Below are 23,907 nucleotides of genomic sequence, written 5' to 3'. Positions count from 1 at the left end.
CGTTGGCGCCCCGGGGCAGGGGTGGCTGGGGCGGCGTGTCGGGGTGAGAGTCCGCCCGACGGTACCTTTCGGGCCGGCGGTGGGAGCGCCCTCTCTGGGTGTGGCGAGGAGCCGTCGTGCGGAGTTCGTCGGTGGCGCGCGCGGGCAGGGGCGGCAGGGGCGGCGTGTCGAGCCCCGAGTCCGCCCGACGGTCCGGCACAGAGGCGCACCCGAGCGGGGCGTCGACGAAAAGGGCGTCAGACGTCGATGCGCTCGCGCGCGAGGCGGTCGCTCGAGTCGATGATGAACTCGCGGCGCGGGGCGACGTCGCTGCCCATGAGCAGATCGAAGACGGATGCCGCGGCCTCCATGTCCTGCACGCGAACGCGGCGCAGCATGCGGCCGCCGCGATCCATGGTCGTCGTCGCGAGTTGATCGGCATCCATCTCGCCGAGGCCCTTGTACCGCTGCACCGGCTCTTGCCAACGCTTGTTGCCGCGCTTGAGCTTGGTGAGCAGGGTGTGGAGCTCCTGCTCGCTGTAGGTGTAGATCGTCTCGTTGGGCTTGGTGCCCGGGTTCATGACGATCACGCGGTGCAGCGGTGGTACGGCGGCGAAGACCCGGCCCTCCTCGACGAGCGGGCGCATGTACCGGAAGAACAACGTCAGCAGCAGCGTGCGGATGTGCGCGCCGTCGACGTCGGCGTCGCTCATCAGGATGATCTTGCCGTAGCGGGCCGCGTCGAGATCGAACGATCGACCTGAGCCCGCGCCGATCACCTGGATGATCGAGGCGCACTCGGCGTTCGACAGCATGTCGCTGATCGAGGCCTTCTGCGTGTTGAGGATCTTGCCGCGGATGGGCAGGAGCGCTTGGAACTCGCTGTTGCGGGCGAGCTTCGCCGTGCCGAGGGCGGAGTCGCCCTCGACGATGAACAGCTCGGAGTCGTTGACGTCGTTGGAACGGCAGTCGACGAGTTTCGCGGGAAGCGAGGAGGACTCGAGGGCGTTCTTTCGACGCTGGGTCTCTTTGTGGGTGCGCGCCGAGATGCGCGCCTTCATCTCGGAGACGATCTTCTCGAGCAGCTGAGCGGTCTGCGCCTTGTCGTCGCGCTTGGGCGAGGCGAAGCGGGCCGACAGTTCTTTCTGAACGACGGATGCCACGATCTGCCGAACCGCGGGAGTGCCGAGGATCTCTTTGGTCTGGCCTTCGAACTGCGGCTCGGGAAGGCGCACGGTCATGACGGCGGTGAGGCCGGCGAGCAGGTCGTCCTTCTCGATCTTGTCGTTGCCGACCTTGAGCTTTCGGGCGTTCTGCTCGACCTGCGAACGCAGCACCTTCATCAGGCCCTGCTCGAAGCCCTGCTGGTGCGTGCCGCCCTTGGGGGTGGCGATGATGTTGACGAACGAGCGGGTCGTCGTGTCGTAGCCGGTGCCCCAGCGCACCGCGATGTCGACCTCGCACTCGCGCTCGACCTCGGTGGGGATCATCGATCCGCCGGGCTGCAGCACGGGGACGGTCTCGGTGAAGGTACCGGTGCCGGTGAGACGCCAGGTGTCGGTGACGGCGGCGTCGGGTGCGAGGAACTCCGCGAACTCCGAGATCCCGCCGTCGAAGCGGTAGCTGGTCTCGACGCGCTCCTCGCCCCGTTGGTCCTGCACGACGATCTCGAGTCCCGGCACGAGGAACGCGGTCTGGCGCACGCGCTGCACGAGTTCATCGAGGCCGAAGGCGGCGTCTTTGGTGAAGATCTGTCGGTCGGCCCAGTAACGGATGCGCGTGCCGGTGACACCGCGCGGCGCTTTGCCGATCACGCGCAGCTCGCTGCTGCGTTCGAACGGCGTGAACGTGGAGTCGGGGGTGTCCCCGGCGAACAGACCGGGCTCGCCGCGGTGGAACGACATCGCGTACGTCTTGCCGCCGCGGTCGACCTCGACGTCGAGTCGCTCGGACAGCGCGTTCACGACCGAGGCGCCGACGCCGTGCAGACCGCCGGAGGCAGCGTACGAGCCGCCGCCGAACTTGCCGCCCGCGTGAAGCTTGGTGAAGACCACCTCGACACCGGTCAGGCCGGTGCGGGGCTCGACGTCGACCGGGATGCCGCGGGCGCGGTCGCGCACCTCGACGCTGCCGTCGGCGTGCAGCACGATGTCGATGCGCGAGCCGTGTCCGCCGAGGGCTTCGTCGACGGAGTTGTCGATGATCTCCCACAGGCAGTGCATGAGACCGCGGGAGTCGGTGGACCCGATGTACATGCCCGGGCGCTTGCGCACGGCTTCGAGGCCCTCGAGGACCTGCAGATGATGGGCGGAGTACTCGGACGTCACGATCTCTGAGCGTAATCGGGGCCACCGACATCCACTGCCAGACACACAGGCGGGTCGGGTCACCGTACGCGCACAGCGAAATGTGATCAAGCCGCGGCATAGGGGAAACATCCGCGTGGTTGTATATGGAGACTCGCCCACGACCACCTGAGGAGGGCACCCGACATGACCACCACGACTGCACCCGAAGCGTCAGCCGTCCTCGACCACCGCCTGACGGCGGCGGATCGCTGCGACTCCTGCGGCGCACAGGCGTACATCGCCGCAACGGTCAACGGCAGCGAGCTGCTGTTCTGTGCGCACCACGGCCGCAAGTACGAAGAGAAGCTCCGCAGCGTCGCCACCTCGTGGCACGACGAGACGGCGCGACTGAACGCCGCCGAGTAAGACCACGTCATCGAAAACGGGCCCCGCGCACCTCGTGCGTCGGGGCCCGTTTCGCGTGTCAGGCTCGATCGGTGAGATAGGACCTCGGCACGGTGGGAGACACGCGCAACGCGATCTCTTCGCCGATCGTGTCGATGAGTTCGGCGAGGTCGGTGACGCCGTAGAGGGCGCCCGAGCCGAACAGCACGATCTCGTCACCGGGAGCGGCGCCCGCCCACGGGGCGAGCACCGTCTCGGTCGGGGTGATGGCCTCGACGCGGCGAGGCCCGTCCGGCGTGGGCGCGTCGAAACGTCCGCCGAGGGCGCTCGGCAGCCCGTGCAGGCTTCCGACGTCGAGGTGGACGCCCGCGGCGTCGACGGCGGTCACCGTGGCGGTGAGGCGGCTGATCGCCTCGATGCCCAGCTCGACCTCGCTGGGTCCGCCGGCGGGACGGATGCCGTACGAGAACGCCCCGACGCGCACCAGATCCTCCCGGAACTCCCCCCGGGCGAAACCTGCCGCACTGGCGGCCAGATGTGAGAAGCGGGGATCGAGCCCTGCGGCGCGCGCGGTCTCCCGCGCCGCCAAGAACACCGCACGGGCGTCGTCGTCATCGGCATCCGAGGCTTCCGAGATGTGGGACCAGATGCCCTCGAACACGGCGCGGCCGTCGGCGACCAGCGCGGCGGTCTGCGCGAGTGCGGCGTTCCACCGCTCGGGACGGATCCCGTTTCGGTGCAGGCCCGTGTCGATCTTGAGGTGCACGCGTGCGGGGCGCTCGAGGCGAAGACCCGCGAGATCGTCGAGCAGCGCTTCGTCGCCGATACCGAGGTCGAGGTCGGCATCGACGCCCGCGGCGAGGTCGTCGCTCCCGCCGATGAGCCACACGAAGATGCGGACGTCGGATCCGGCGATGCGGCGGACCTCGGTTCCGGTGACCACGTCGAAGGCGCCGATCCAGCGAACGCCCTCTTCGACGGCACGCCTCACGATCGGTTCGAGCCCGTGGGCGTAGGCGTCGTCCTTGACGACGAGCATGGCAGTGGCGGGGGCGACGGCCTCGCGCACGCGGCGGAGATTCCGGGCGAGAGCGTCGAGGTCGACGCGGTAGACGGCGCTCACGCGGTCACCCTCCGATCCGCGCGGACACCCACGACGGCGACGATCTCGGCTGGGGTGAGGCCGGTGGCATCCGTCCACTCCTGCAGCGAGGGGTGACCCGCGGCAGGGTCGCCGAAGAAGACCACCTCGGAGCCGCGCGGCACGACGGCGTCTTCGACGTCGACGACGCAGACGTCCATGGCGACGCGCCCGACGATGCGATGACGTCGGCCCTCGATCGAGACCGAGACCGCGTTGCCCAGGGATCGCACGACGCCCTGGGCGTAGCCGCCGGTCACCAGGGCGACGGTGGTGTCGAGGGGCGCTCGGTGGGTGTACCCGTACGAGACGCCCTCGCCGCGCAGCAGGGGCTTGGTCCCGAGCGCTCGACCGCGCAGCGACAGCACGGGGCGAGCGTGCGAGCCGGGCAGGCCGAACAGGACCGCGGCGTCGAGGGGTGCGGCATCCATCCCGAGATCCGAGAGCACGGATGCCACCCACTCCGCGCCGTGGCCCCAGGCATCGGCGGCGAAGACGTCGTCGGCGCGTGAGCCGGTGCCGGCCGCGAGGGCGAGCGGGGCGTTCTGACGCAGGGCGGACTCCGAGACGAGCGCCACGGGCGCCACTCCCCCGGCCGCGGGCAAGCGGGCAGGGAGCGTGGAGGTCACCCCTTTAGACTAACGGGGTCCTCCTTCCCCGACCCCGGAGCCACATGCCTCAGCAGGGTTTCTCCCCCGTCACGCGCCTTCGCTACCTCGCCGGACGCGCCCGCCGCATCGACGTCGGATCCGTCGTCGAACGCGCCAAAGAAGCCTCGGCCCAGCACGGCAAGGCCCTGCCGCTCGTCGTCGCCGACATGCTGTTCCAAGCGGGTGTGAAGAACGTCGGCTTCCAGGACTACATCGACTACGACTTCGCGATCCTCACCCCCGCCGAGCGCGCCACCTACATGACGCATCCGGTGTCGAACCAGATCTCGCAGAAGTACGACCACCCCGACTACCGCGGCCTCTTCCAGGACAAGGTCGAGTTCGACCGCACGTTCAGCGAGTTCCTCCGCCGCGAGTGGATGGTGGTCGACGCAGACAACGCCGACGAGCTGCGCGCCTTCACCGAGCGTCTCGGCACCATCGTCACGAAGGAGCCGGTCGGTCAGGCCGGAACCGGCGTGCACCGCTACCACGCGGCCGAGGTCGAGGACTGGGAGCAGTTCCACCGCGGGCTGCTCGAGCGCGGCGAGATCCTCGTCGAAGAGGTCATCCGCCAGCACGACGACCTCGCGGCCGTCTGCCCCGGCACGGTCAACACCACGCGCGTCACGGCCTTCTTCGATGGAGACAAGACGCACATCCTCGCGATGGCGCAGAAGTTCGGCCGCGGAGCGGTCAGCGACCAGATGACTTTCGGCGGCTTCTACACGATGCTCGACGAGAACGGCCACGCCCTCGGCGCCGGCTACGACTCGCACGGGCATGTGCACGAGCTGCACCCCGACTCGGGAGCGCGCATCGCCGACTTCCAGCTGCCGATGATCGACGACGTGAAGGCGTTCGTCGACCGGGTCGCGCGCGTCGTGCCCCAGGTGCAGTACGTCGGCTGGGACATCGTCGTCGGCCCCGACGGACCCGTGCTCGTCGAGGGCAACTGGGGCGCCGGCGTGTACGAGAACAAGCCGAGCGTCACCGGAATCCGCACCGGCCACAAGCCGCGCTACCAGGCCGCCATCGGGTTCTGACCCCGCGCGTACGAAGGCCCGCTTCCCGCGTCGGGGGCGGGCCTTTCGCGTGGGCCCTGGACTCGGTGCCCGGCGCGCGTGGGCGGTCGCCGTCTTCGCCGCGTGCCCCGCGGCATCCGGATAGCGAGAAGGCCCGCTCCCCGGAACGGGAGCGGGCCTTCTCGTCGGATGGTCTCAGCTGTGGCGGACGATACCCAGCGGCGTGGACTCGTGTCCCTGGCCGAGCGGGTTGTCCTTCAGGATTGCGACGAGACGCTTCTCGCCGGCCTTGTCCATCGTGGAGCCGAGGATGTTGCCACCGAGGTCGTTGATGTCGACCACGGCAACCTGCAGGTCACCGCCGAGCAGCGACTTCAGGCGCGCGGCGACCTCGCGAGGACGCTCAGGGCCGAGGACGACGGCCTGGTTGTACGGCGGGATCGTGCCCTTGGTGGGGCCGTCGATCGCGCGCGCCTTGTCGCCGGCGATGCGGTAGAAGTCGCCCTTGCGACCCATCGCCTTGGTCACGGCCGAGACGGCGGCGGCGAACAGGATGCGGGGCGTTCCGCATTCGCGCAGGGCCATCTCCATGGTCTCGGGCATGCCGAGACCGATGCCGTACGGCGTGCGAGTGACGTACTTCGACAGGAACAGAGCCAGCTTTCGGGGCTTGATGGTGTCGAGTTTGAACGAACGACCCTGCGTGATGGCGACGATCTTCTCGGTGACGAACAGCAGGTCGCCCGGCTGCACGGCATCCTTCGCGTACTCGAGGATGAAGGCGTCGAGGTCGTCACCCGGCATGACGACCCGCGTGCGGATCGGGATGCGAGCGTACGAGGTGCCCTCGACGGTGACGGTGAGCGCCTTGCCGGCGTTGGCCTCCGCGCTCATTCGAGGTAGTCCCGAAGCGACTGCGAACGGCTCGGGTGACGCAGCTTCGCCATCGTCTTCGACTCGATCTGACGGATACGCTCGCGCGTGACGCCGAACGTGTCGCCGATCTGGTCGAGGGTCTTGGGCTGACCGTCGCCGAGGCCGAAGCGCATGCGGATCACGCCCGCCTCGCGCTCGCTGAGCGAGTCGAGGAGCGACTCGAGCTGGCGCTGCAGCATGGTGAAGCCCACCGCGTCGGCCGGGACGACAGCCTCGGTGTCCTCGATGAGGTCACCGAACTCGCTGTCGCCGTCCTCGCCGAGAGGGGTGTGCAGGGAGATGGGCTCGCGGCCGTACTTCTGAACCTCGATGACCTTCTCGGGGGTCATGTCGAGTTCGCGCGACAGTTCTTCCGGAGTGGGTTCGCGACCGAGGTCCTGCAGCATCTGGCGCTGAACGCGAGCCAGCTTGTTGATGACCTCGACCATGTGCACGGGGATACGGATGGTACGGGCCTGGTCGGCCATGGCACGCGTGATCGCCTGACGGATCCACCAGGTGGCGTAGGTCGAGAACTTGAAGCCCTTGGTGTAGTCGAACTTCTCGACGGCACGGATGAGGCCCAGGTTGCCTTCCTGGATCAGGTCGAGGAACTGCATGCCGCGACCGGTGTAGCGCTTGGCGAGCGAGACGACCAGGCGGAGGTTGGCGCCGAGCAGGTGGCTCTTAGCACGCTGACCGTCACGGGCGACCCACTGCAGATCGAGACCGAGTTGGCTCGTCTTCTCGGCCGCGGTCATGTTCGACAGCTTCTCTTCGGCGAACAGACCCGCCTCGATGCGCATGGCGAGCTCGACCTCTTCGGCCGCGTTCAGCAGCGGAACCTTGCCGATCTGCTTCAGGTAGTCCTTGACCGGGTCGGCGGTCGCGCCCGTGATCTGCGCGGAGTAGACGGGGACGTCGTCCTCGTCGCTCGACGAGATGACGATCGCGCCGGTGGGGAGGGCCTCGGCGGGCGCCGCCGGGGTCTCGTCCTCGTCGTCGTCGTCGGACTTCTTCGCGTCTGTCTTGGCCGCGTCGTCGGAGTCGTCGCTGTCGTCGGCGTCGTCGATCTCGACATCGCCCACTTCGACGTCTTCCTCGTCTTCTTCGAGGTCGTCGTCCTTCTTGGCCTTCGTCTTCGCCTTGGCGGGGGCCGCCTTGGCCTTGGCCGGAGCCTTCTTCGCGGGGGCCTTCTTGGCGGTCGTCGTCTTCGACGCCGTCACGGTCTCCTCGGAGTTCTCGAGTTCGGTGTCCTTCGCACTCCGGGAGCGGGTCTTGGTTGTCGTGTCTGCCACGTTTCGCCTTTCACCGGGAACGCACGCTGCACGGCCACCGGTCGTTCTCGGACACTAGTAAGACCCTTGTCAAGTCCCGAACCGAGGAGCGGGGGCTCCTGGTCCGGTTGACAACGGGTCAGGTTCTTCATTGTCTCACATTCCCGGACCGGGACTTGACGTGGGCCTGGGATCTATGCGTAGACAACGTCCGCGAGCAGGAAGGCATTCCCGGATGCCTTCTTCTCGGCAACCGGGAACGTGCGGTGCAGGACCGATCTCAGCCGAGCTTGCCGCGGCGATCGTCGTCGCCGGGCCGGGTGGCGAGGAAGCGCTCCAGCTCGGCGGCCAGTTCGTCGGCGCTGGGGAGATCGCCCGTGTGGATGATCGGGGTGGCCTGCGTGGAGCCCGCCATGTAGGCGTCGTAGCGCTCCTCGAGGTTCTCCAGCATGCGGGTCAGCTCGTCGCTCGCCTCGACCTGCTCGGTCACCTTGCCGAGAAATTCGCGGTTCTCTTCGCGGAGCACTTCGCCTGCGAACACCAGACCGGTTGCGACCGTAAGGCTGTCGAGGGCGGCGAGGGCCGCAGCGGGGTACTCGGTATCACCGAGATAGTGCGGAACGAGGAGCGCGAAACCAGCGACCTTGGCGCCGGCTTCCGCGAAGCGGTACTCGAGCAGATGGCCCGCGGTCGAGGGGACCTGCGTGTGCGGACGCCAGACGGAGTGCGCCTCGGCGAGGTCGGGGCGCGTCCCGCTGACGGTGGTGCCGATGGGGCGCGTGTGCGGCACCGGCATGGGGATGGCGTGCACCCAGGTGATCGACGACACCTGCAGACCCGCCGACAGCTCGAGAACGGTTTCGGCGAACGCTTCCCAGAGGAAGTCGGGCTCGTACCCCGCAAGAAGGAGGAACGGCTGTCCGAGTGAGTCGTGCGCGAGCGAGAGCTCGAGGCGCGCCGGACGGAAGTCGGTGAGGTGGTCTTCGACGAAGGTGATCGCCGGGCGACGCGCGCGGTAGTCCAGAAGCGAGTCGTTGTCGAAGACGAAGAGGGCGTTGGGCTGCACGTCGTTGCGGAAGTACTCGACCAGTCGGGTCACCGCCCCACCGGCATCCGTGAAACCGGTCAGTGCGATCACGAGCGGCAGGCCCGACGGCACGGGTGGCGCCGCGGGGGCGCGGTCGTACAGCGGGGCGGAGGAACGCATGTCTCCACTCTACGAGCGTGCCGGATGCGTCGGTCGCGGTGCGTCCCGCTCCTAGCGAACACGCTCGAACCTAGGATGGATGCCATGCCGTTTCCCTCCGTGGCGTACACCCACGCCCCCGCTCTCGAGTCCGACGCCGATGCGATCCTGCTGATCGTTCCCACCCTTTCGGAGGGATCCCCGGATCCCGACGGTTGGGAAGGTCTCGGGTCGGCTCTGTCGGCGGTCGGGTTCACCGGTGCCGCCGGATCGTTCCAGCGGGTTCACGTCCCGGGAGTGGCGACACCGGTCGCCGTCGCAGGTGCGGGTGCGAACCCCACCGAGGCCGCGCTTCGCGACGCCGCGGGCACCGGTCTTCGTCAGCTGACCGGCTTCGAGCACATCGCCGTGCAGTCGCTCGCCTCCTCCGCCTGGCGCCCGATCGCCGAGGGCGCCGCCCTGGGCGGTTACCGTTTCGCCGACTACAAGAAGAAGGCCGCGAAGGTGCGCGCCACGCGCGTGACCGTCGTCGCCGAGGAGGCGCCCGCTGACGCCGACGCCGCGGCGGTCGCGGCCGTCGCCGGAGCCGTGGCTCTGGTGAAGGACCTCGTCACGACGCCCGCCGAGTGGCTCGGCCCGTCCGACTTCGCCGACGCCGCCGTCAAGGCCGTCGAGGGTCTCCCCGTCGAGGTCGAGGTGCTCGACGAGACCGCCCTGCGCGAGGGTGGTTACGGCGGCATCCTCGGCGTGGGTCAGGGGTCGGATCGCCCGCCGCGCATGGTGCGCCTCGACTACTCCCCCGCCGGTGCCGAGCGCCACGTCGCTCTGGTCGGCAAGGGCATCACGTTCGACACCGGTGGTCTCTCCCTGAAGCCGCCGGCATCGATGGTCGGAATGAAATACGACATGTGCGGCGCTGCGACGGTGCTGGCGGTACTCAAGGCCGCGGCCGAGATGCAGTTGCCCGTCCACGTCAGCGCCTGGCTCTGCATCGCCGACAACATGCCGTCGGGCCGTGCGACGCGCCCGGGCGACGTGCTGCGCACCCTCGACGGCACCACGGTCGAGGTACTGAACACCGACGCCGAGGGGCGCCTGGTGCTCGCCGACGGCCTCGCTGCGGCCAGCCGCGAGAACCCCGATCTCATCGTCGACGTCGCCACCCTGACGGGCGCCATCACCGTGGCGCTCGGCAACCGCCACACCGGCGTGATGGGCGACGACGACGCGGTGGCGAAGTACCTCGCGGCATCGGCCCGCACGGCAGAACTCGCCTGGCAGCTGCCGCTGCCCGACCACATGGTCGATGACCTCGACTCCCCCATTGCGGACCTGCAGAACGCGAAGATCGGAGACCCCGCGGGCGGCTCGCTGTTCGCCGGGCTCTTCCTCCGTCACTTCGTCGGCCGCGTCTCTGCGGAGGCCGACGCCCCCCGCATCCCGTGGGTGCACCTCGACATCGCCGGAGTGGGAATGAACAAGTCCGCACCGTTCGGCTACACCGACAAGGGCGTGACGGGAGCAACGGTCCGCTCGCTCGTCGAGATGCTGGCCACGGACGGCGCGCGGTGACCGAGTACACCGCCGACGTCGTCGTGCTCGGCGGGGGAAGCGGCGGGTACGCCGCAGCTCTGCGCCTCGCCGAGCTGGGCAAAGATGTGGTGCTCGTCGAGAAGAACAAGCTCGGCGGAACGTGCCTGCACCGCGGCTGCATCCCCACCAAAGCGCTGCTGCACGCCGGAGAGGTCGCCGACGCCGCCCGCGGCGCAGCCGATATCGGCGTCGACGTGACCTTCTCGGGCATCGACCCGGTGCGGGTGCGCTCGTACCGCGAGGGCATCGTCGCCAAGAAGTTCAAAGGGCTCGAGGGGTTGATCTCGGCCCACGGCATCCGCGTGGTCCGCGGCGAGGGCTCGCTCGAGGCCGGACCCGCGGTGCGCGTCGGCGACGACCTCTATCGCGGCACCGACGTCATTCTCGCGACCGGCTCGTACAGCCGCAGCCTGCCCGGTCTCGATGTCGGTGGACGTGTGCTGACGAGCGAGCAGGCGCTCGAGCTCGACGTGATCCCCGAGCGCGTGATCGTTCTCGGCGGTGGCGTGATCGGCGTCGAGTTCGCCAGTGTCTGGCGTTCGTTCGGCGTGGACGTCACGATCATCGAGGCGCTTCCGCATCTGCTGCCGGCGGAGGACGTGGCATCCAGCAAGGCTCTCGAGCGGGCGTTCCGCAAGCGCGGGATCGCTTTCCAGCTGGGGCGACGCTTCGCCTCGCTCGCGCAGACCGCGGGCTCCGTGACGGTGACCCTCGACGACGGTTCGGAACTCGTGGCCGACTACGTCCTGGTCGCGGTCGGACGAGGTCCCGTCACCGCCGGGCTCGGTTACGAAGAGGCCGGGGTCGTGCTCGACCGAGGCTTCGTCCAGACCGACGAGCGTCTGCGCACCGCCGCTGCCCACGTGTGGGCCGTGGGCGACATCGTGCCGGGTCTGCAACTCGCGCACCGCGGCTTCCAGCAGGGCATCTTCGTCGCGGAGGAGATCGCGGGTCTTTCGCCCGTGCTCGTTCCCGATGTCGACGTACCCCGCGTCGCCTACTCCCACCCCGAGGTCGCGTCCGTCGGACTGACCGAGGCGCAGGCTCAGGATCGTTACGGATCCGATGCCGTGAAGGCGTACGAATACAACCTGGCCGGAAACGGCCGCAGCGAGATCATCGGTACCTCGGGCATCGTGAAGATCGTCCGGCGTGTCGACGGGCCCGTCGTCGGTGCCCACCTGGTGGGCGATCGCGTCGGCGAATTGATCTCGGAAGCGCAACTCGCGGTGGGCTGGGAAGCCCACCCCGAGGACATCGCGCCGTTCGTCCACGCACACCCCACCCAGAGCGAGGCGCTCGGCGAGGCCTTCCTGGCCCTCGCGGGCAAGCCCCTGCACGCACTCTGACCGCAACCGGTCACTAAGCTAGGTACCGCATCCGGTACGAAGGAGACATACCCATGAGCACTTCCGTCGTCCTCCCCGCTCTCGGCGAGAGCGTCACCGAGGGAACGGTCACCCGCTGGCTCAAGCAGGTCGGTGACACCGTCCAGGAGGACGAGGGTCTGCTGGAGATCTCGACCGACAAGGTCGACACCGAGATCCCCTCGCCCATCTCGGGCGTGATCGAGGAGATCCTGGTCCAAGAAGACGAGACGGTCGAGGTCGGCGCGGTCCTCGCGAAGATCGGTGACGGCTCGGGCGCTGCGTCGTCCGACGACGCCCCGCAGGCGGCTCCCGCCGAGCAGGAGTCCGCGCCCGCGGAAGAGGCCGCTCCCGCCGAGTCCGCTCCGGCCGAGCAGGCGGCTCCCGCCGAGCAGTCGGCTCCGGCCGCCGCCGGCGACTCGACCGAGGTGAAGCTTCCGGAGCTCGGTGAGAGCGTCATCGAGGGCACCGTCACCCGTTGGCTGAAGGCCGTCGGCGATGACGTCGCGGTCGACGAGCCCCTCCTCGAGATCTCGACCGACAAGGTCGACACCGAGATCCCTTCGCCGGTCGCCGGCACGCTGCAGGAGATCCTCGTGCAGGAGGACGAGACGGTCAACGTCGGTGCCGCTCTCGCGCGCATCGGCAGCGGTGCGGCCCCGGCCGCTCAGCCCGAGGCCCCGGCGCCCGCCGCCGAGGAGAAGCCGGTGGAACAGCCCGCGGCCGAGCAGAAGCCTGCCGAGCAGCCCGCCCCCGCCGCGGAAGAGAAGCCTGCGGCTCCCGCGCCCGCCGCCGAGAAGCCCGTCGAGCAGGCTCCCGCCGCGTCGTCGAACGACGACATCACCTACGTGACCCCGCTCGTGCGTCGCCTCGCTCAGCAGCAGGGCGTCGACCTGGCCTCGGTCAAGGGCAGCGGCGTCGGTGGACGCATCCGCAAGGAAGACGTTCTCAAGGCCGCCGAGGCCGCGAAGTCGGCTCCGGCGGCGGCTCCCGCCGCTGCGGCTCCCGTTGCTGCCGCCCCCGTCGAGGTCTCGCCGCTTCGCGGCACCACGCAGAAGATGTCGCGTCTGCGCAAGGTCATCGCCGAGCGCGCCGTCGCATCGATGCAGGCCACGGCCCAGCTGACCACTGTCGTCGAGGTCGACGTGACGAAGCTCGCCGCCCTGCGCGATCGCATGAAGGGCGAGTTCCAGCAGAAGACGGGCGACAAGCTCTCGTTCCTGCCGTTCTTCGCCATCGCGGCTATCGAGGGCCTCAAGGCCTACCCGATCATCAACTCCACGGTCGAGGGCGACGAGATCGTCTACCCGGCTCACGAGAACGTCTCGATCGCCGTCGACACCGAGCGCGGCCTGCTGACGCCGGTGGTCAAGGACGCCGGTGACAAGAACATCGCCCAGCTCGCGCGCGAGATCGCCGACCTCGCTGCCCGCACGCGCGACAACAAGCTGAAGCCCGACGAGCTCGCCGGTGGCACCTTCACGCTGACCAACACCGGTTCGCGCGGCGCGCTGTTCGACACGCCCATCGTGTTCCTGCCCCAGTCGGCGATCCTCGGCCTCGGCGCCGTGGTGAAGAAGCCGGGAATCGTCTCGGTCGACGGAAAGGACGCCATCGCGGTGCGCTCGTACGTGTACCTCGCGCTGTCGTACGATCACCGCATCATCGATGGCGCCGACGCGGCCCGTTTCCTGGGGACGGTCAAGGCTCGCCTCGAGGCGGCGCAGTTCGAGGGCGATCTCGGGATCTGATCCCGCCGAGCACCAGCTCATGATGGCTGGTCCGCGACCGTTCTGGCGGCGCGGACCAGCCATCTCTCGTTCTGCCGCACGAGAGTGACGTACTGCGTCGATCCTGCGGCGTCGACGCGTACGACGGTCACTCCCCCGAAGTCGTCGACCACCTCGATCTCCCCCGCGGCGGCATCCGCGAGCAGAGGCTCCCGCGGGAACACTGAGTTCTCCTCGTAGGACGACGCGCAGGCCTTGTCGTCGTGGCATCCGGCGATGTCCGTGAAGAGCCTTCGCGCGATCTCTTCGACGTCATCGGAGAGCGGGCGTCTTTCATCCACCGGCGGTGGGTCCGACAGCCACGGCGTGGAGGAGGTCGGTGCGGGATCCATCAGCGTCCGTTCGGATGCGGCCGGCGCCGAGCTGTGCTCCGCCGGAATGAGCGAGAAGCCGATGACCGCGATCACGGCGAGGCCCCCTCCGACGGTCGCGAGTCGAAGCATCCGTGAGGTGCGCCAGCGCTCGCGGATGCCTTCGAGAGCGCTGCGCGTCGCCTCGGCCAGATCGGCGTCGACCAACTCGAGCACACGCGCCACCGCACCCTCGCGCTCAGGTGAAGGCGCTGCGGCTTCGACGGACGGGATGAGCGGGCCGAGGACGAGAGGCAGCGGCGCCGCGTGCGAGAAGAGGCGTCTTTCGACGGCATCCCAATCCCGGGGAGGGCGGGTCAGGACGCTCTCTCGTGCTCGACCGAGGATGTCGCGGGTGGGCGGGTCTGCGGCGATCTCGGCGAGGTGCGCGAGGCTCTCCGCCGTCGCGGCGACGCCGTCCTGTCCGCCCGGGTCGTCCACGGCCACGGGGCAGCCGGTCGCCGTCAGCCACCACGTCGTTCCCTCTCGAGCGGCGGCTGCCCCGCGGCATCCGCGAAGGAGGCCGACGGCCGCGGTCACCGCCTCCCCCGCGGTGAGGGGGACGGTGCTGCGCGCGCGACGCCGCAGGTACGCATCGAACGGTTCGGCGAGAACGGATGCCGTGGAGCTGCTCATCCCGCGATGGTGGCGGAACCGCTCCGACCGCGTGTCGAGAAAAGTCGGAAGCGGGGACCATCCGGCGGAACCGTCCGCTGGGGAGGAAGGTCTCGCGGCAAAGATAGAATCAATTCATGGCCGCTCGCACCACCACGCCCGAGAAGCGTCCGGGCTTCTTCTCGCAGCTGAAAACCCTGTACACCTTCACGCAGAAGGAGTACCGGTGGCTGCCGTTCCTGCTGGCCGGAATCGTGCTGGTGGGCATCGCCCTCGGCGTGCTCGTCGGCTTCCTCATCCCGCCGCTCGCCGCATGGAGCGTCATCCTCTGGGGTGTGACGGGTCTGCTGGCCGGCATCCTGGCCTCGATGATCACCATGACACGTCTCTCGACGACGGCCATGTACAAGAAGATCGACGGCATGCCCGGCGCGACCGGGCACGTGCTGTCGTCGTCTCTCGGTCGTAACTGGCAGGCCTCGGAGGCGCCGATCGGCGTCAACCCCCGCACGCAGGAGGCCGTCTACCGCGCCATCGGCCGCGGTGGCGTCGTGCTCATCGGCGAGGGCAACCGCAGCCGACTGACGCGTCTCGTCGGCGAGGAGCGTTCCCGCGTGACGCGTGTCGCGGCCGGCGTCCCCGTCACCGTGCTCTACGTCGGTCACGGCGACGACGAGGTGCCGATCGCCAAGCTGGCCTCGACCATCAAGGCGCTGCCCAAGAAGGTCGACCGCTCGACGATGGCTGCCGTCATCAAGCGTGTGTCGTCGGTGTCGCAGGGCCTGTCGTCGTTGCCGATCCCGAAGGGTGTCGACCCGACCAAGATGCGCTCACCGCGCCCCCGTTGATTCGATGAGAAAGGCCCCCGCTGTGGCGGGGGCCTTTCTCATCGGTGCTCGCGGGTTCAGGTGCGGACGAGAACCGTGCCGACCACCTTGTCGTGCAGGCCACGCTGATCGGCGTCCCAGACGACGGCGGGGATGATCACGGCCAGCAGTACGGTGCGGACGATCGGGCGCCAGACGCCCACCCAGCCCCCGGATGCCAGCTCGAGCCGCATCCCCATGATCCGGTGCCCCGGGCTTCCGCCCAAGAGCGGGATGAACAGGATCTGCACGGTGAAGAAGATGAGGTTCGTCGCGATCGGGTTCGCGAACGGGACGCCGGTTACAGGGTCGGGGGCGGAGAAGAACGCGTATCCGATCAGACCGGCGCTCGCGACGTCGATCAACAGCGCCGCGATCCGGCGCCCCGGCCGGGCGATGGAGCCGCGACCCTCGCGGGGAAGGCCGAGCCGCTGGCCCGGATAATCGTTCTCGGCGGGGAGGCTCACGGCATCCAGCGTAATCGGGGCCCCGTAACATCCCCGAAACATGCGAGATATGACCGGGACACCGGTTCTGGGTATGGTCGAGGAGGCTGGCCGAGGCCGGCATGATCCCGAATGTTCTACCTCTGGAGTCTTCATGTTCAAAGATTCGTCCGAGGTGCTCAAGTTCATCCAGGACGAGGACGTCAAGTTCCTCGACATCCGTTTCACGGATCTTCCTGGTGTGCAGCAGCACTTCAACATCCCCGCCTCGACCGTCGACGAGGAGTTCTTCACCGTCGGACAGCTGTTCGATGGCTCGTCGATCCGCGGGTTCGCGAACATCCACGAGTCGGACATGCAGCTGATCCCCGACGTGACCACGGCGTACGTCGACCAGTTCCGCGAGGCCAAGACCCTCGTCATGATCTTCGACATCTACAACCCGCGCAACGGTGAGATCTACGGCAAGGACCCGCGCCAGGTCGCCAAGAAGGCCGAGAAGTACCTCGCCTCCACCGGCATCGCCGACACCGCGTTCTTCGCCCCCGAGGCTGAGTTCTACATCTTCGACGACGTGCGTTACGAAGTGAAGCAGAACTCGAGCTTCTACTCGGTCGACTCCGAGGAAGGCGCCTGGAACACCGGTCGCGAAGAAGAGGGCGGAAACCTCGCCAACAAGACCCCGTACAAGGGCGGCTACTTCCCCGTCTCCCCCGTCGACAAGACGGCGGACCTCCGCGACGACATCACCCTCAAGCTGATCGAGGCGGGTTTCGCCCTCGAGCGCTCGCACCACGAGGTCGGCACGGGTGGTCAGCAGGAGATCAACTACCGCTTCGACACGATGCTGCACGCGGCCGACGACATCTTGAAGTTCAAGTACATCGTCAAGAACACCTGCGAGCAGTGGGGCAAGGTTGCGACCTTCATGCCGAAGCCGCTCTTCGGTGACAACGGCTCGGGCATGCACACCCACCAGTCGCTGTGGAACGACGGCAAGCCGCTGTTCTACGACGAGACCGGCTACGGCGGGCTCTCCGACATCGCCCGCTGGTACATCGGTGGTCTGCTGGCGCACGCGCCCGCCGTCCTCGCCTTCACCAACCCGACCCTCAACAGCTACCACCGCCTGGTGAAGGGCTTCGAGGCGCCGGTCAACCTGGTGTACTCGGCCGGTAACCGCTCCGCCGCCATCCGCATCCCGATCACGGGCACCAACCCCAAGGCCAAGCGCATCGAGTTCCGTGCGCCCGACGCCTCGGGCAACCCGTACCTGGCATTCGCGGCCCAGCTGATGGCCGGCATCGACGGCATCAAGAACCGCATCGAGCCGCACGAGCCCGTCGACAAGGACCTCTACGAGCTCCCCGCCGAAGAGGCCAAGAACATCCCGCAGGTTCCGAACTCGCTCCTCGACTCGCTCGAGGCTCTACGCGCCGACCACGAGTTCCTGCTCGCCGGTGGCGTCTTCACGCAGGAGCTCATCGACACCTGGATCGAGTACAAGATCGAGAACGAGATCCAGCCGATCGCCCAGCGCCCGCACCCCTTCGAGTACGAGCTGTACTTCGGGGTCTGATCGCCCGATCGTCCACGTCGACGCCCGTCCCCGCCGTTTCGCGGGGGCGGGCGTCGACGTTCGCGAAAGGGGCACGGGGGCCGGGACCGGCTCAGCCCGCTCGGGCCGCGCGCTTCTGCTCCTGGAAGACGCGGATCGCCTCGTATCGCTCGGCGGAGCGGGCCTGCCGCTTCGCCGCCTCGACCTCGCGAACCTTCGGCGGGGCGTTCGTCACCAGATCGTCAAGCAGGTGCCGGACGGATGCCGCGATCTCAGCCACGGCGCGATCGAAGACGTCCTGATTGGCCCGAGACGGCGTGGTCGTCCCCACGATCTTGCGTACGAACTGCAGCGCGGCGTCGTGGCACTCGGCATCCGTCGCGGGGGGTGTGAAGTTGTGCAGGGGAACGATGTTGCGGCACATGCCCGACAGGCTAGGCCGATCGACCGCTCATCGCGAGGGGCGCTGCGTTTCCTCGCGGGACATGTCCCGCCAGGCGCGGACCAGGCGCACGGTGAGAGCGGCGCCGTAGACGAGGCTGAGCACGGCGAACGGGCCGCCCACCCAGACCATGACCCCGGCGGGGATGTGCCTTCGGCCGGAGCCGAGCGCCTCGTCCCAATCGATGCTGCCGGCGCTGAGGTCCGCGAGGATCGAGAGCACGTACCCGCCGAGGAGCGACCCGAACACGACTGCACCCAGGATCAGGAGCACCGCCCAGGTGCGTCCGCGCGCGCGTAACTGCCGATCCAGCTCTCTGGTCCACCGCCCCCCGGCGCGACTCACGGGGCCGGGATCTCGACGAGGCGGAACCAGCGCCCGGCCGGACGCAGGCGCGAGAGGGCGGGGAGGAAGTGCGGGTCGCTCACGTGTCCGTCGAAATCGACCATGGTGAGACCGCGATGGGCGAGGATCGTCATCGCGCGGCGGATGCACCCCTCGACCAAGTGCTCCCCTTCCGGCTCGTTGCGTGCGATCGTCTCGGCGACGATCAGCGCGGGGTCGGTGTCGCGGAACGTGAGAGCGAGGGCTCGGATGCGGCCCGATTCGTCGACCGCGAGAGCCGAGGCCTCGACGTCCAGCTCGTCCCAGAGACCTCCGGCGAGAGAGGTTTCGAAACCGGCTCGCACCGGGCTCCAGGTTTCGTGCGTCCAGCGGTACAGCTCCGCGTACGCCGACTCGATGCGCGAGCTGTCGGCACCGGCGAGCGGTTGCACCCCGGGGTGGGTGCGCAGCTCCGTCAGTGCGTCGAGACTCGCGCGCGCCGGCGGGACGGTCTGGATTGTGCGAGCACCCAACGCATCGGCGAAGTGCATGCTCTCGTCGTCGACGTAGCCGCGTGCCATGAAGGGCAGGTCGCGCGAGCGCAGCGTCGACAGGTGCTGTGTCAGCGCGGTTCCGATGCCCCGTCGGCGTCGTTCGGGGTCCACGACAATCTCGAGCCAGAATCGATCCTCGTGCAGTCGCGAGAGCCAGATCGCTCCCGCGGCGACGATCTCGCCCCCGTCGACGACAACCGCTGATCGGGTATCGTCGTCGCGCCAACGGTCGCGGGCGAGTGAGCGATCAGCCCACCAGGAGGGAGGGACGGCGAGGTCATCGTCGGCCAGCGGTCGGAAGTGCACTTCCCCATCGAACCAGGTCGCCGACTTCGCGGCATCCCTTCAGGTCAACCGCCGCCGCCATGTCGGAGGGGCACGCAAGGATAGGAGTATGCCCGAGTCTCCCTACGCGTCGCGTCCGTGGTCTGCCTCCTACGCCGAGGGTGTCCCCCTCGAGATCGACGAGCCTTCGCAGACGCTCCCCGAAATGCTGGCCGCGTCGGTCGCCCAGTTCGGCAAGAAGACCGCACTCGAATTCTTCGGCGCGCCCACCACCTATCGCGAGCTCGGCGACCAGGTCTCCCGGGCTGCCGAGGGACTACGGCGCCTCGGCGTGAGGGCCGGGGACCGCGTCGCTCTCGTGCTTCCGAACTCCCCGCAGCACGTGGTCGCCTTCTACGCTGCGCTCCGACTCGGTGCCATTGTCATCGAGCACAACCCGATCTACACCCCGCGCGAGCTCCGCCACCAGTTCGAGGACCACGGCGCGCGGTTCGCCATCGTCTGGGACAAGCTTGCTGACACGGTCGCGGAGTTCCCCGCCGACCTCGCGCTCGAGAAGATCGTCAGCGTCGACATCACGGCCGCACTCCCCCTGGCTAAGCGCCTCGCGCTGCGTCTCCCCATCGCGAAGGCGAAGGCCGCGCGTGAGCAGCTCACGAGCACCCCGCGCTCGAAGCGGCCGCTCGCGTGGGAGAAGCTGCTGACGCATGGCACGCTCTCGCGTAAGCACGCGGGGCCGGTTCTCGACGACATCGCACTGTTGCAATACACCAGCGGCACCACAGGTACGCCTAAGGGTGCGGTCCTCACGCACTCCAACCTCCGCGCGAACGCGATGCAGGGTCGCGCGTGGGTACCCGGCCTGCGCGACGGTGAAGAGACGTTCTATGGCGTGCTCCCGCTCTTCCACGCCTACGGACTCACGCTCTGCCTCACATTCGCGATGAGCATCGGCGCGAAACTCGTGCTGTTTCCGAAGTACGACCTCGAGCTGGTGTCGGCGGCGGCGAAGAAGAGTCCGCCGACGTTCCTTCCGGCCGTTCCTCCTATCTACGACCAGCTTGCGCGCGCCGCAGCACGCGGCACCGTCGATCTGAGCACCGTGCGGTTCGCGATCTCGGGCGCGATGAGCCTGCCCGTCGCGACCGTCGATCGCTGGGAGGCCGCGACCGGAGGGTTGCTCGTGGAAGGCTACGGCATGACCGAGTCCTCGCCCGTGGCCCTCGGCAACCCGATCGGACCGTCGCGCCGACCCGGAACGGTGGGCGTGCCGTTCCCCAGCACCGACATCCGCGTCGTGGACCCCGACGACCCCACCGTCGACCGGCCCCAGGGCGAGGCCGGCGAGCTGTTGCTGCGTGGTCCGCAGGTCTTCCAGGGGTACTGGAACCGTCCGTCCGACACGGCGGCGACGCTGCTCGACGGCGGCTGGCTGCGGACGGGCGATATCGCCACGGTCTCGCCCGACGGATTCGTCACCATCGTCGACCGACTGAAAGAGATCATCATCACCGGCGGCTTCAACGTTTCGCCGAGCGAGGTCGAAGACGTCCTCACCTCGCACCCCGACATCGCGGGAGCAGCCGTGGTCGCCCTTCCGAAGTCCAGCGGCCAAGAAGACGTCGCCGCGGCGATCGTGCTGCGCGAGGGTGTGCATGTCGAGCCCGACGCCATCCGTGACTTCTGCAAGGCGCGACTCGCGGCCTACAAGGTTCCGCGTCGAGTCGTCATCGTCGACGACCTTCCCCGCTCGCTCATCGGCAAGGTGCAGCGCCGTGAGGTCCGCGAACGCCTGATGTCCAAAGCATGAGAGGAAGGGATGCCGCGGTCTCGCGGCATCCCTTCGCTCGCGGCCGTCAGCCGTAGAAGAGCTTGTCGAAGACGCGGCGGGCGCGGCGGGTGGCGCCGAAGTAGTCTTCCTCGACCTGCGTCGCGGAGCGCGGCGCGTACTCGAGGATGCGGCCGATGCCGTCGAGTTTGGCGCGGTCGACGGGGAGGACGTTGCTCGTCTGCCCCGACAGCAGGGTGTTCGCGGAGCGCAGACGGCTCGCCAGGTGCCACGCCGCTGCGAGTTTGTCGGCCGCGTCGCTCTCGATGTGACCCGCATCGACGGCCGCTTCGAGCGCCTCGAGGGTAGACGTCGTGCGCATCGCGGGGGTCGCGCGAGCGTGCTGCAACTGCAGGAGTTGCACGAGCCATTCCACGTCGCTGATCGAGCCCGGGCCGAGCTTGAGGTGTCGCGCCGGGTCGGCGCCCTGCGGCAGACGTTCGTTCTCGACACGGGCCTTGATCCGGCGAATCTCGCGCAGGCCGTTCGGGTCGGCCGACTCCGGGTAACGCACCTCGTCGGCGAGGTCGAGGAACGCCCCGATCAGTTTCACGCTGCCGGCCACGCCACGGGCGCGCAGCAAAGCCTGCGCCTCCCACGACAGCGACCATCGCCGGTAGTACTCGGCGTACGCATCGAGAGAGCGGGCCAGGGGACCGCTACGCCCCTCGGGGCGCAGCTCGGCGTCCAGGTCGAGCGGCAGGCGGTGGTCTTCCGAATGCTCGCGCAGGCCCGCGACGAGTTTGAGCGCGAGTTGGCCCGCCCGCTGAGGGTCGACGCCGTTCGCGCGGTAGACGTACATGACGTCGGCATCGGAACCGAATCCGATCTCCCGGCCGCCGAAGCGTCCCATCGCGATGACCGCGAAGTCGAGGTCGTCGTCCTCGGGCGGCACGACGACCCGGCGCACGGCGCGCAGGGTGGCCTGGATCGTGACCTCGGTGATGGTCGTGAGAGCGTCGGAGAGTTCCTCCAGCGACACGGTGCCGAGCACCGCGGCCATCGCGACGCGCAGCATCTCGCGGCGGCGGAGGGCGCGCACCGAGCGCATCGCGTCATCGATGTTCTGCCACCGCGTCTGGATCGCTCGCGCCTCTTCTTCGAGGGCCTTGCCCGAGCGGGGACGCAGCAGGGCGTCGTCGTCGAGCCAGGCGACCGACTCGGGGATCCACTCCATGAGCTCGCCGATGTACCTCGAGCCGGACAACACGCGTGTGAGGCTCTCGGCAGCGCCCGCCGAGTCGCGCAGCATGCGCAAGAACCACGGGGTGTTCCCGAGCCGCTCGCTGATGCGGCGGAAGACGAGCAGACCGTAGTCGGGGTCGACGCCGTCGGCGAACCAGCGGATCATGATCGGCATGAGGTGCCGCTGGATGGTGGCCTTGCGGCTGAGCCCACTGGTCAGCGCCGCGATGTGGCGCAGCGCGCCGGCCGGGTCGCGGAAGCCGATCGCGGCGAGCCGATCGCGCGCCTGCTCGGTCGAGAGCGTCCGTTCCCCCTCGGGGAGGGCGGCGACGGCCGAGAGCAGGGGGCGGTAGAACAGGCGCACGTGGATGTCGCGCACCTCGCGTTTGATGCCCTCCCACACCGCCTGCACTCCGGATGCCGAGTCGGCCAGGCGGGACGCTCGTGCGAGCACCCGAAGATCGTCGTCCTTCTCGGGCAGCAGGGCCGTCCGGCGCAGACCCCGGAGCTGAAGGCGGTGCTCGAGCAGCCGCAGCAGACGATAGTCGCGGCCGAAGGCCTCGGCCTCGGTGCGACCGATGTAGCCCTCGGCCACGAGAGCGTCGAGCGCCTCGAGCGTTCCGCGCTGGCGGATGCGCTCGTCGGTGAGACCGTGCACGAGCTGCAGCAGCTGCACGGTGAACTCGACGTCACGGATGCCGCCGGGGCCGAGCTTGAGCTGACGGTTGACCTCGGCTGCGGGAATGTGGTCGGTCACGCGCTCGCGCATGCGCTGCACGCCCTCGACGAAGTTCTCGCGCGCGGCGCTGTGCCAGACGAGCGGTTGGACCGCCGCGACGTACTCAGCGCCGAGCGTCGCGTCCCCCGCGATGGCCCGGGCCTTCAGCAGCGCCTGGAACTCCCAGCTCTTGGCCCACCGGGCGTAGTACTGCTCGTGCGAGGCGAGGCTGCGCACCAGCGCGCCCTGCTTGCCCTCGGGGCGCAGATTCGGGTCGACCTCCCACAGGGGCGGCTCGATTTCGGGTCCCGAGATGCCGCGCATCGTCTGAACGGCGAGGCGGGTGCCGATATCGATCGCCCTCGCCTCGGAGACCACGTCTTCGTCGGCGGTTCCCCCGACGAAGATCACGTCGACGTCGCTGACGTAGTTCAGCTCGCGTGCGCCGGTCTTGCCCATTGCGATGATGGCGAACCGGGTCGCCTCCACCTGTTCGCGCGGAAAGGACCCCGGCCCGGCACCGGACACCCGCGCCCGAGCCACGCTCAGCGCGGCTTCGAGGGCGGCTCCCGCCAGATCGGCGAGTGAGGAGGAAACGACGGGGATCGCCCCCGCCGGGTCATCCTGGCCGAGGTCGTACGCCGCGATCCGGGCCAGCAAGCGGCGATAGCGCACGCGCAATGCGACCCACGCGGCATCCGAGGAATCCGACGCGAAACCCTCGACATCGCCGACGGATGCCAGGAGCTCGGCCCTCATGGTGGGCTCGTCCGGCAGCGTCAGACCGGCACCCGACAGGTGGGCGAGCTCGTCGGGGTGGCGGAGGTAGAACTCGGCGAACCCGTCGGAGGCGCCGGCCAGATCCCACAGGGCCCGCCACGCGCCGGCGTCGGCGGCCGTCGCGCGAACCGCGTCACGATCCCGGCGGGCGACCTGCAGGATCGACAGGAGGGCACGGTCGGGATCCGCCACGCGCTGCGCGAGCTGCATGGCATCCGCCCGTCCGACCCCCACCGACTCCTCGAGCTCGCCGAGCAGGGAGTCTGCTTCGGCGAGCCGCGAGAAGCCGGTGCGAGCCAGGGCGGTGAGCGCGGTGGAGCGATCGCCCGAGGTCATGGAA

The 23,907-nt window shown here is 68.9% G+C and carries 20 protein-coding genes; 8 read left to right on the top strand and 12 right to left on the bottom strand.

The window, feature by feature from the left end; all coding sequences use genetic code 11:
- Positions 1-236 precede the first annotated feature (236 nt).
- Positions 237-2,306 carry a DNA gyrase/topoisomerase IV subunit B gene (locus tag OVA17_RS14840; protein ID WP_420712423.1) on the bottom strand — a complete coding sequence of 690 codons (2,070 nt, stop codon included), beginning with the start codon at positions 2,304-2,306 and terminating at the stop codon, positions 237-239.
- Positions 2,307-2,471: 165 nt separating this feature from the next.
- On the opposite strand from OVA17_RS14840, the gene OVA17_RS14835 reads away from it, so the two are divergent.
- Entirely contained in the window at positions 2,472-2,693 is a 222-nt protein-coding gene (locus tag OVA17_RS14835) for a DUF7455 domain-containing protein (protein WP_115918381.1), read from the top strand.
- A gap of 58 nt (positions 2,694-2,751) precedes the next feature.
- On the opposite strand, the gene OVA17_RS14830 is transcribed toward OVA17_RS14835, so the two are convergent.
- Together OVA17_RS14830 and OVA17_RS14825 are read right to left on the bottom strand one after the other, a co-directional pair.
- The gene (locus OVA17_RS14830) at positions 2,752-3,795 is read right to left on the bottom strand and encodes an alanine racemase (protein ID WP_267787252.1); all 1,044 of its coding nucleotides are present in this window, start codon (positions 3,793-3,795) and stop codon (positions 2,752-2,754) included.
- Entirely contained in the window at positions 3,792-4,442 is a 651-nt protein-coding gene (locus OVA17_RS14825) for an alanine racemase C-terminal domain-containing protein (RefSeq protein WP_267787251.1), read from the bottom strand. The genes OVA17_RS14830 and OVA17_RS14825 overlap by 4 nt, the downstream gene beginning before the upstream one ends.
- A gap of 44 nt (positions 4,443-4,486) precedes the next feature.
- Here OVA17_RS14825 and OVA17_RS14820 point away from each other — a divergent pair, with 44 nt between their 5' ends.
- Positions 4,487-5,509, top strand: coding sequence for a sugar-transfer associated ATP-grasp domain-containing protein (locus tag OVA17_RS14820; protein WP_210075035.1), 1,023 nt, complete (start codon positions 4,487-4,489; stop codon positions 5,507-5,509).
- Between the two features lie 174 nt (positions 5,510-5,683).
- Here the strand turns inward: OVA17_RS14820 and OVA17_RS14815 are convergent, their stop codons facing one another.
- The 3 genes from OVA17_RS14815 to OVA17_RS14805 form a co-directional block, all read right to left on the bottom strand.
- The gene (locus tag OVA17_RS14815) at positions 5,684-6,382 is read right to left on the bottom strand and encodes a coenzyme F420-0:L-glutamate ligase (protein WP_210075033.1); all 699 of its coding nucleotides are present in this window, start codon (positions 6,380-6,382) and stop codon (positions 5,684-5,686) included.
- The gene (locus tag OVA17_RS14810; protein ID WP_210075030.1) at positions 6,379-7,701 is read right to left on the bottom strand and encodes an RNA polymerase sigma factor; all 1,323 of its coding nucleotides are present in this window, start codon (positions 7,699-7,701) and stop codon (positions 6,379-6,381) included. Before OVA17_RS14810 ends, OVA17_RS14815 begins: the two co-directional genes overlap by 4 nt.
- A 259-nt stretch (positions 7,702-7,960) precedes the next feature.
- Positions 7,961-8,887, bottom strand: a complete 927-nt coding sequence (locus OVA17_RS14805) for a PAC2 family protein (protein ID WP_210075029.1) — start codon at positions 8,885-8,887, stop codon at positions 7,961-7,963.
- Positions 8,888-8,971: 84 nt separating this feature from the next.
- On the opposite strand from OVA17_RS14805, the gene OVA17_RS14800 reads away from it, so the two are divergent.
- From OVA17_RS14800 to sucB, 3 genes are read left to right on the top strand one after another with little or no spacing between them, the layout of a single operon-like run.
- A complete protein-coding gene (locus tag OVA17_RS14800) occupies positions 8,972-10,438 on the top strand; it encodes a leucyl aminopeptidase (RefSeq protein WP_267787250.1) in 1,467 nt (488 codons plus the stop codon).
- The gene (lpdA, locus tag OVA17_RS14795) at positions 10,435-11,808 is read left to right on the top strand and encodes a dihydrolipoyl dehydrogenase (RefSeq protein WP_267787249.1); all 1,374 of its coding nucleotides are present in this window, start codon (positions 10,435-10,437) and stop codon (positions 11,806-11,808) included. Before OVA17_RS14800 ends, lpdA begins: the two co-directional genes overlap by 4 nt.
- A gap of 53 nt (positions 11,809-11,861) precedes the next feature.
- Positions 11,862-13,577, top strand: coding sequence for a 2-oxoglutarate dehydrogenase, E2 component, dihydrolipoamide succinyltransferase (gene sucB / locus OVA17_RS14790; RefSeq protein ID WP_267787248.1), 1,716 nt, complete (start codon positions 11,862-11,864; stop codon positions 13,575-13,577).
- A gap of 17 nt (positions 13,578-13,594) precedes the next feature.
- Here the strand turns inward: sucB and OVA17_RS14785 are convergent, their stop codons facing one another.
- Entirely contained in the window at positions 13,595-14,602 is a 1,008-nt protein-coding gene (locus OVA17_RS14785; RefSeq protein ID WP_267787247.1) for a hypothetical protein, read from the bottom strand.
- 116 nt (positions 14,603-14,718) lie between these two features.
- On the opposite strand from OVA17_RS14785, the gene OVA17_RS14780 reads away from it, so the two are divergent.
- Positions 14,719-15,429 carry a DUF4191 domain-containing protein gene (locus tag OVA17_RS14780; RefSeq protein ID WP_210075018.1) on the top strand — a complete coding sequence of 237 codons (711 nt, stop codon included), beginning with the start codon at positions 14,719-14,721 and terminating at the stop codon, positions 15,427-15,429.
- 56 nt (positions 15,430-15,485) lie between these two features.
- On the opposite strand, the gene OVA17_RS14775 is transcribed toward OVA17_RS14780, so the two are convergent.
- A complete protein-coding gene (locus OVA17_RS14775) occupies positions 15,486-15,914 on the bottom strand; it encodes an RDD family protein (protein WP_267787246.1) in 429 nt (142 codons plus the stop codon).
- Positions 15,915-16,047: 133 nt separating this feature from the next.
- Here OVA17_RS14775 and glnA point away from each other — a divergent pair, with 133 nt between their 5' ends.
- Positions 16,048-17,472, top strand: a complete 1,425-nt coding sequence (glnA, locus tag OVA17_RS14770) for a type I glutamate--ammonia ligase (protein WP_103209374.1) — start codon at positions 16,048-16,050, stop codon at positions 17,470-17,472.
- A gap of 91 nt (positions 17,473-17,563) precedes the next feature.
- Here glnA and OVA17_RS14765 read toward each other — a convergent pair whose 3' ends face one another.
- The 3 genes from OVA17_RS14765 to OVA17_RS14755 are packed head-to-tail and all read right to left on the bottom strand — an operon-like array spanning position 17,564 to position 19,077.
- Complete coding sequence (locus OVA17_RS14765) at positions 17,564-17,875, bottom strand: DUF2277 domain-containing protein (RefSeq protein ID WP_267787245.1); 312 nt, start codon at positions 17,873-17,875, stop codon at positions 17,564-17,566.
- 27 nt (positions 17,876-17,902) lie between these two features.
- Complete coding sequence (locus OVA17_RS14760; RefSeq protein ID WP_267787244.1) at positions 17,903-18,238, bottom strand: hypothetical protein; 336 nt, start codon at positions 18,236-18,238, stop codon at positions 17,903-17,905.
- The gene (locus OVA17_RS14755) at positions 18,235-19,077 is read right to left on the bottom strand and encodes a GNAT family N-acetyltransferase (protein ID WP_267787243.1); all 843 of its coding nucleotides are present in this window, start codon (positions 19,075-19,077) and stop codon (positions 18,235-18,237) included. Before OVA17_RS14755 ends, OVA17_RS14760 begins: the two co-directional genes overlap by 4 nt.
- An 88-nt stretch (positions 19,078-19,165) precedes the next feature.
- Between OVA17_RS14755 and OVA17_RS14750 the strand changes: the two genes are divergently transcribed.
- A complete protein-coding gene (locus tag OVA17_RS14750) occupies positions 19,166-20,866 on the top strand; it encodes a long-chain-fatty-acid--CoA ligase (RefSeq protein WP_267787242.1) in 1,701 nt (566 codons plus the stop codon).
- 46 nt (positions 20,867-20,912) lie between these two features.
- Here the strand turns inward: OVA17_RS14750 and OVA17_RS14745 are convergent, their stop codons facing one another.
- On the bottom strand, positions 20,913-23,903 hold the full coding sequence (locus OVA17_RS14745; RefSeq protein ID WP_267787241.1) for a bifunctional [glutamine synthetase] adenylyltransferase/[glutamine synthetase]-adenylyl-L-tyrosine phosphorylase: 2,991 nt from the start codon (positions 23,901-23,903) through the stop codon (positions 20,913-20,915).
- Between the last annotated feature and the right edge of the window lie 4 nt (positions 23,904-23,907).

The organism is Microbacterium sp. SL75 (genome assembly GCF_026625865.1).
Classification (GTDB): Bacteria; Actinomycetota; Actinomycetes; order Actinomycetales; family Microbacteriaceae; genus Microbacterium.
The sequence above is the reverse complement of the archived record's forward strand: the minus strand, read 5'-3'. Positions and strand labels throughout refer to the sequence as shown.

Excerpts from the sequence above, each read along its gene's own strand:
- OVA17_RS14800 (WP_267787250.1), top strand. The coding sequence starts at position 8,972 with ATGCCGTTTCCCTCCGTGGCGTACACCCACGCCCCCGCTCTCGAGTCC.
- OVA17_RS14780 (WP_210075018.1), top strand. The coding sequence starts at position 14,719 with ATGGCCGCTCGCACCACCACGCCCGAGAAGCGTCCGGGCTTCTTCTCG.
- OVA17_RS14815 (WP_210075033.1), bottom strand. The coding sequence starts at position 6,382 with ATGAGCGCGGAGGCCAACGCCGGCAAGGCGCTCACCGTCACCGTCGAG.
- glnA (WP_103209374.1), top strand. The coding sequence starts at position 16,048 with ATGTTCAAAGATTCGTCCGAGGTGCTCAAGTTCATCCAGGACGAGGAC.
- OVA17_RS14820 (WP_210075035.1), top strand. The coding sequence starts at position 4,487 with ATGCCTCAGCAGGGTTTCTCCCCCGTCACGCGCCTTCGCTACCTCGCC.
- OVA17_RS14750 (WP_267787242.1), top strand. The coding sequence starts at position 19,166 with ATGCCCGAGTCTCCCTACGCGTCGCGTCCGTGGTCTGCCTCCTACGCC.
- OVA17_RS14805 (WP_210075029.1), bottom strand. The coding sequence starts at position 8,887 with ATGCGTTCCTCCGCCCCGCTGTACGACCGCGCCCCCGCGGCGCCACCC.
- OVA17_RS14835 (WP_115918381.1), top strand. The coding sequence starts at position 2,472 with ATGACCACCACGACTGCACCCGAAGCGTCAGCCGTCCTCGACCACCGC.
- OVA17_RS14745 (WP_267787241.1), bottom strand. The coding sequence starts at position 23,903 with ATGACCTCGGGCGATCGCTCCACCGCGCTCACCGCCCTGGCTCGCACC.
- OVA17_RS14765 (WP_267787245.1), bottom strand. The coding sequence starts at position 17,875 with ATGTGCCGCAACATCGTTCCCCTGCACAACTTCACACCCCCCGCGACG.
- OVA17_RS14785 (WP_267787247.1), bottom strand. The coding sequence starts at position 14,602 with ATGAGCAGCTCCACGGCATCCGTTCTCGCCGAACCGTTCGATGCGTAC.
- sucB (WP_267787248.1), top strand. The coding sequence starts at position 11,862 with ATGAGCACTTCCGTCGTCCTCCCCGCTCTCGGCGAGAGCGTCACCGAG.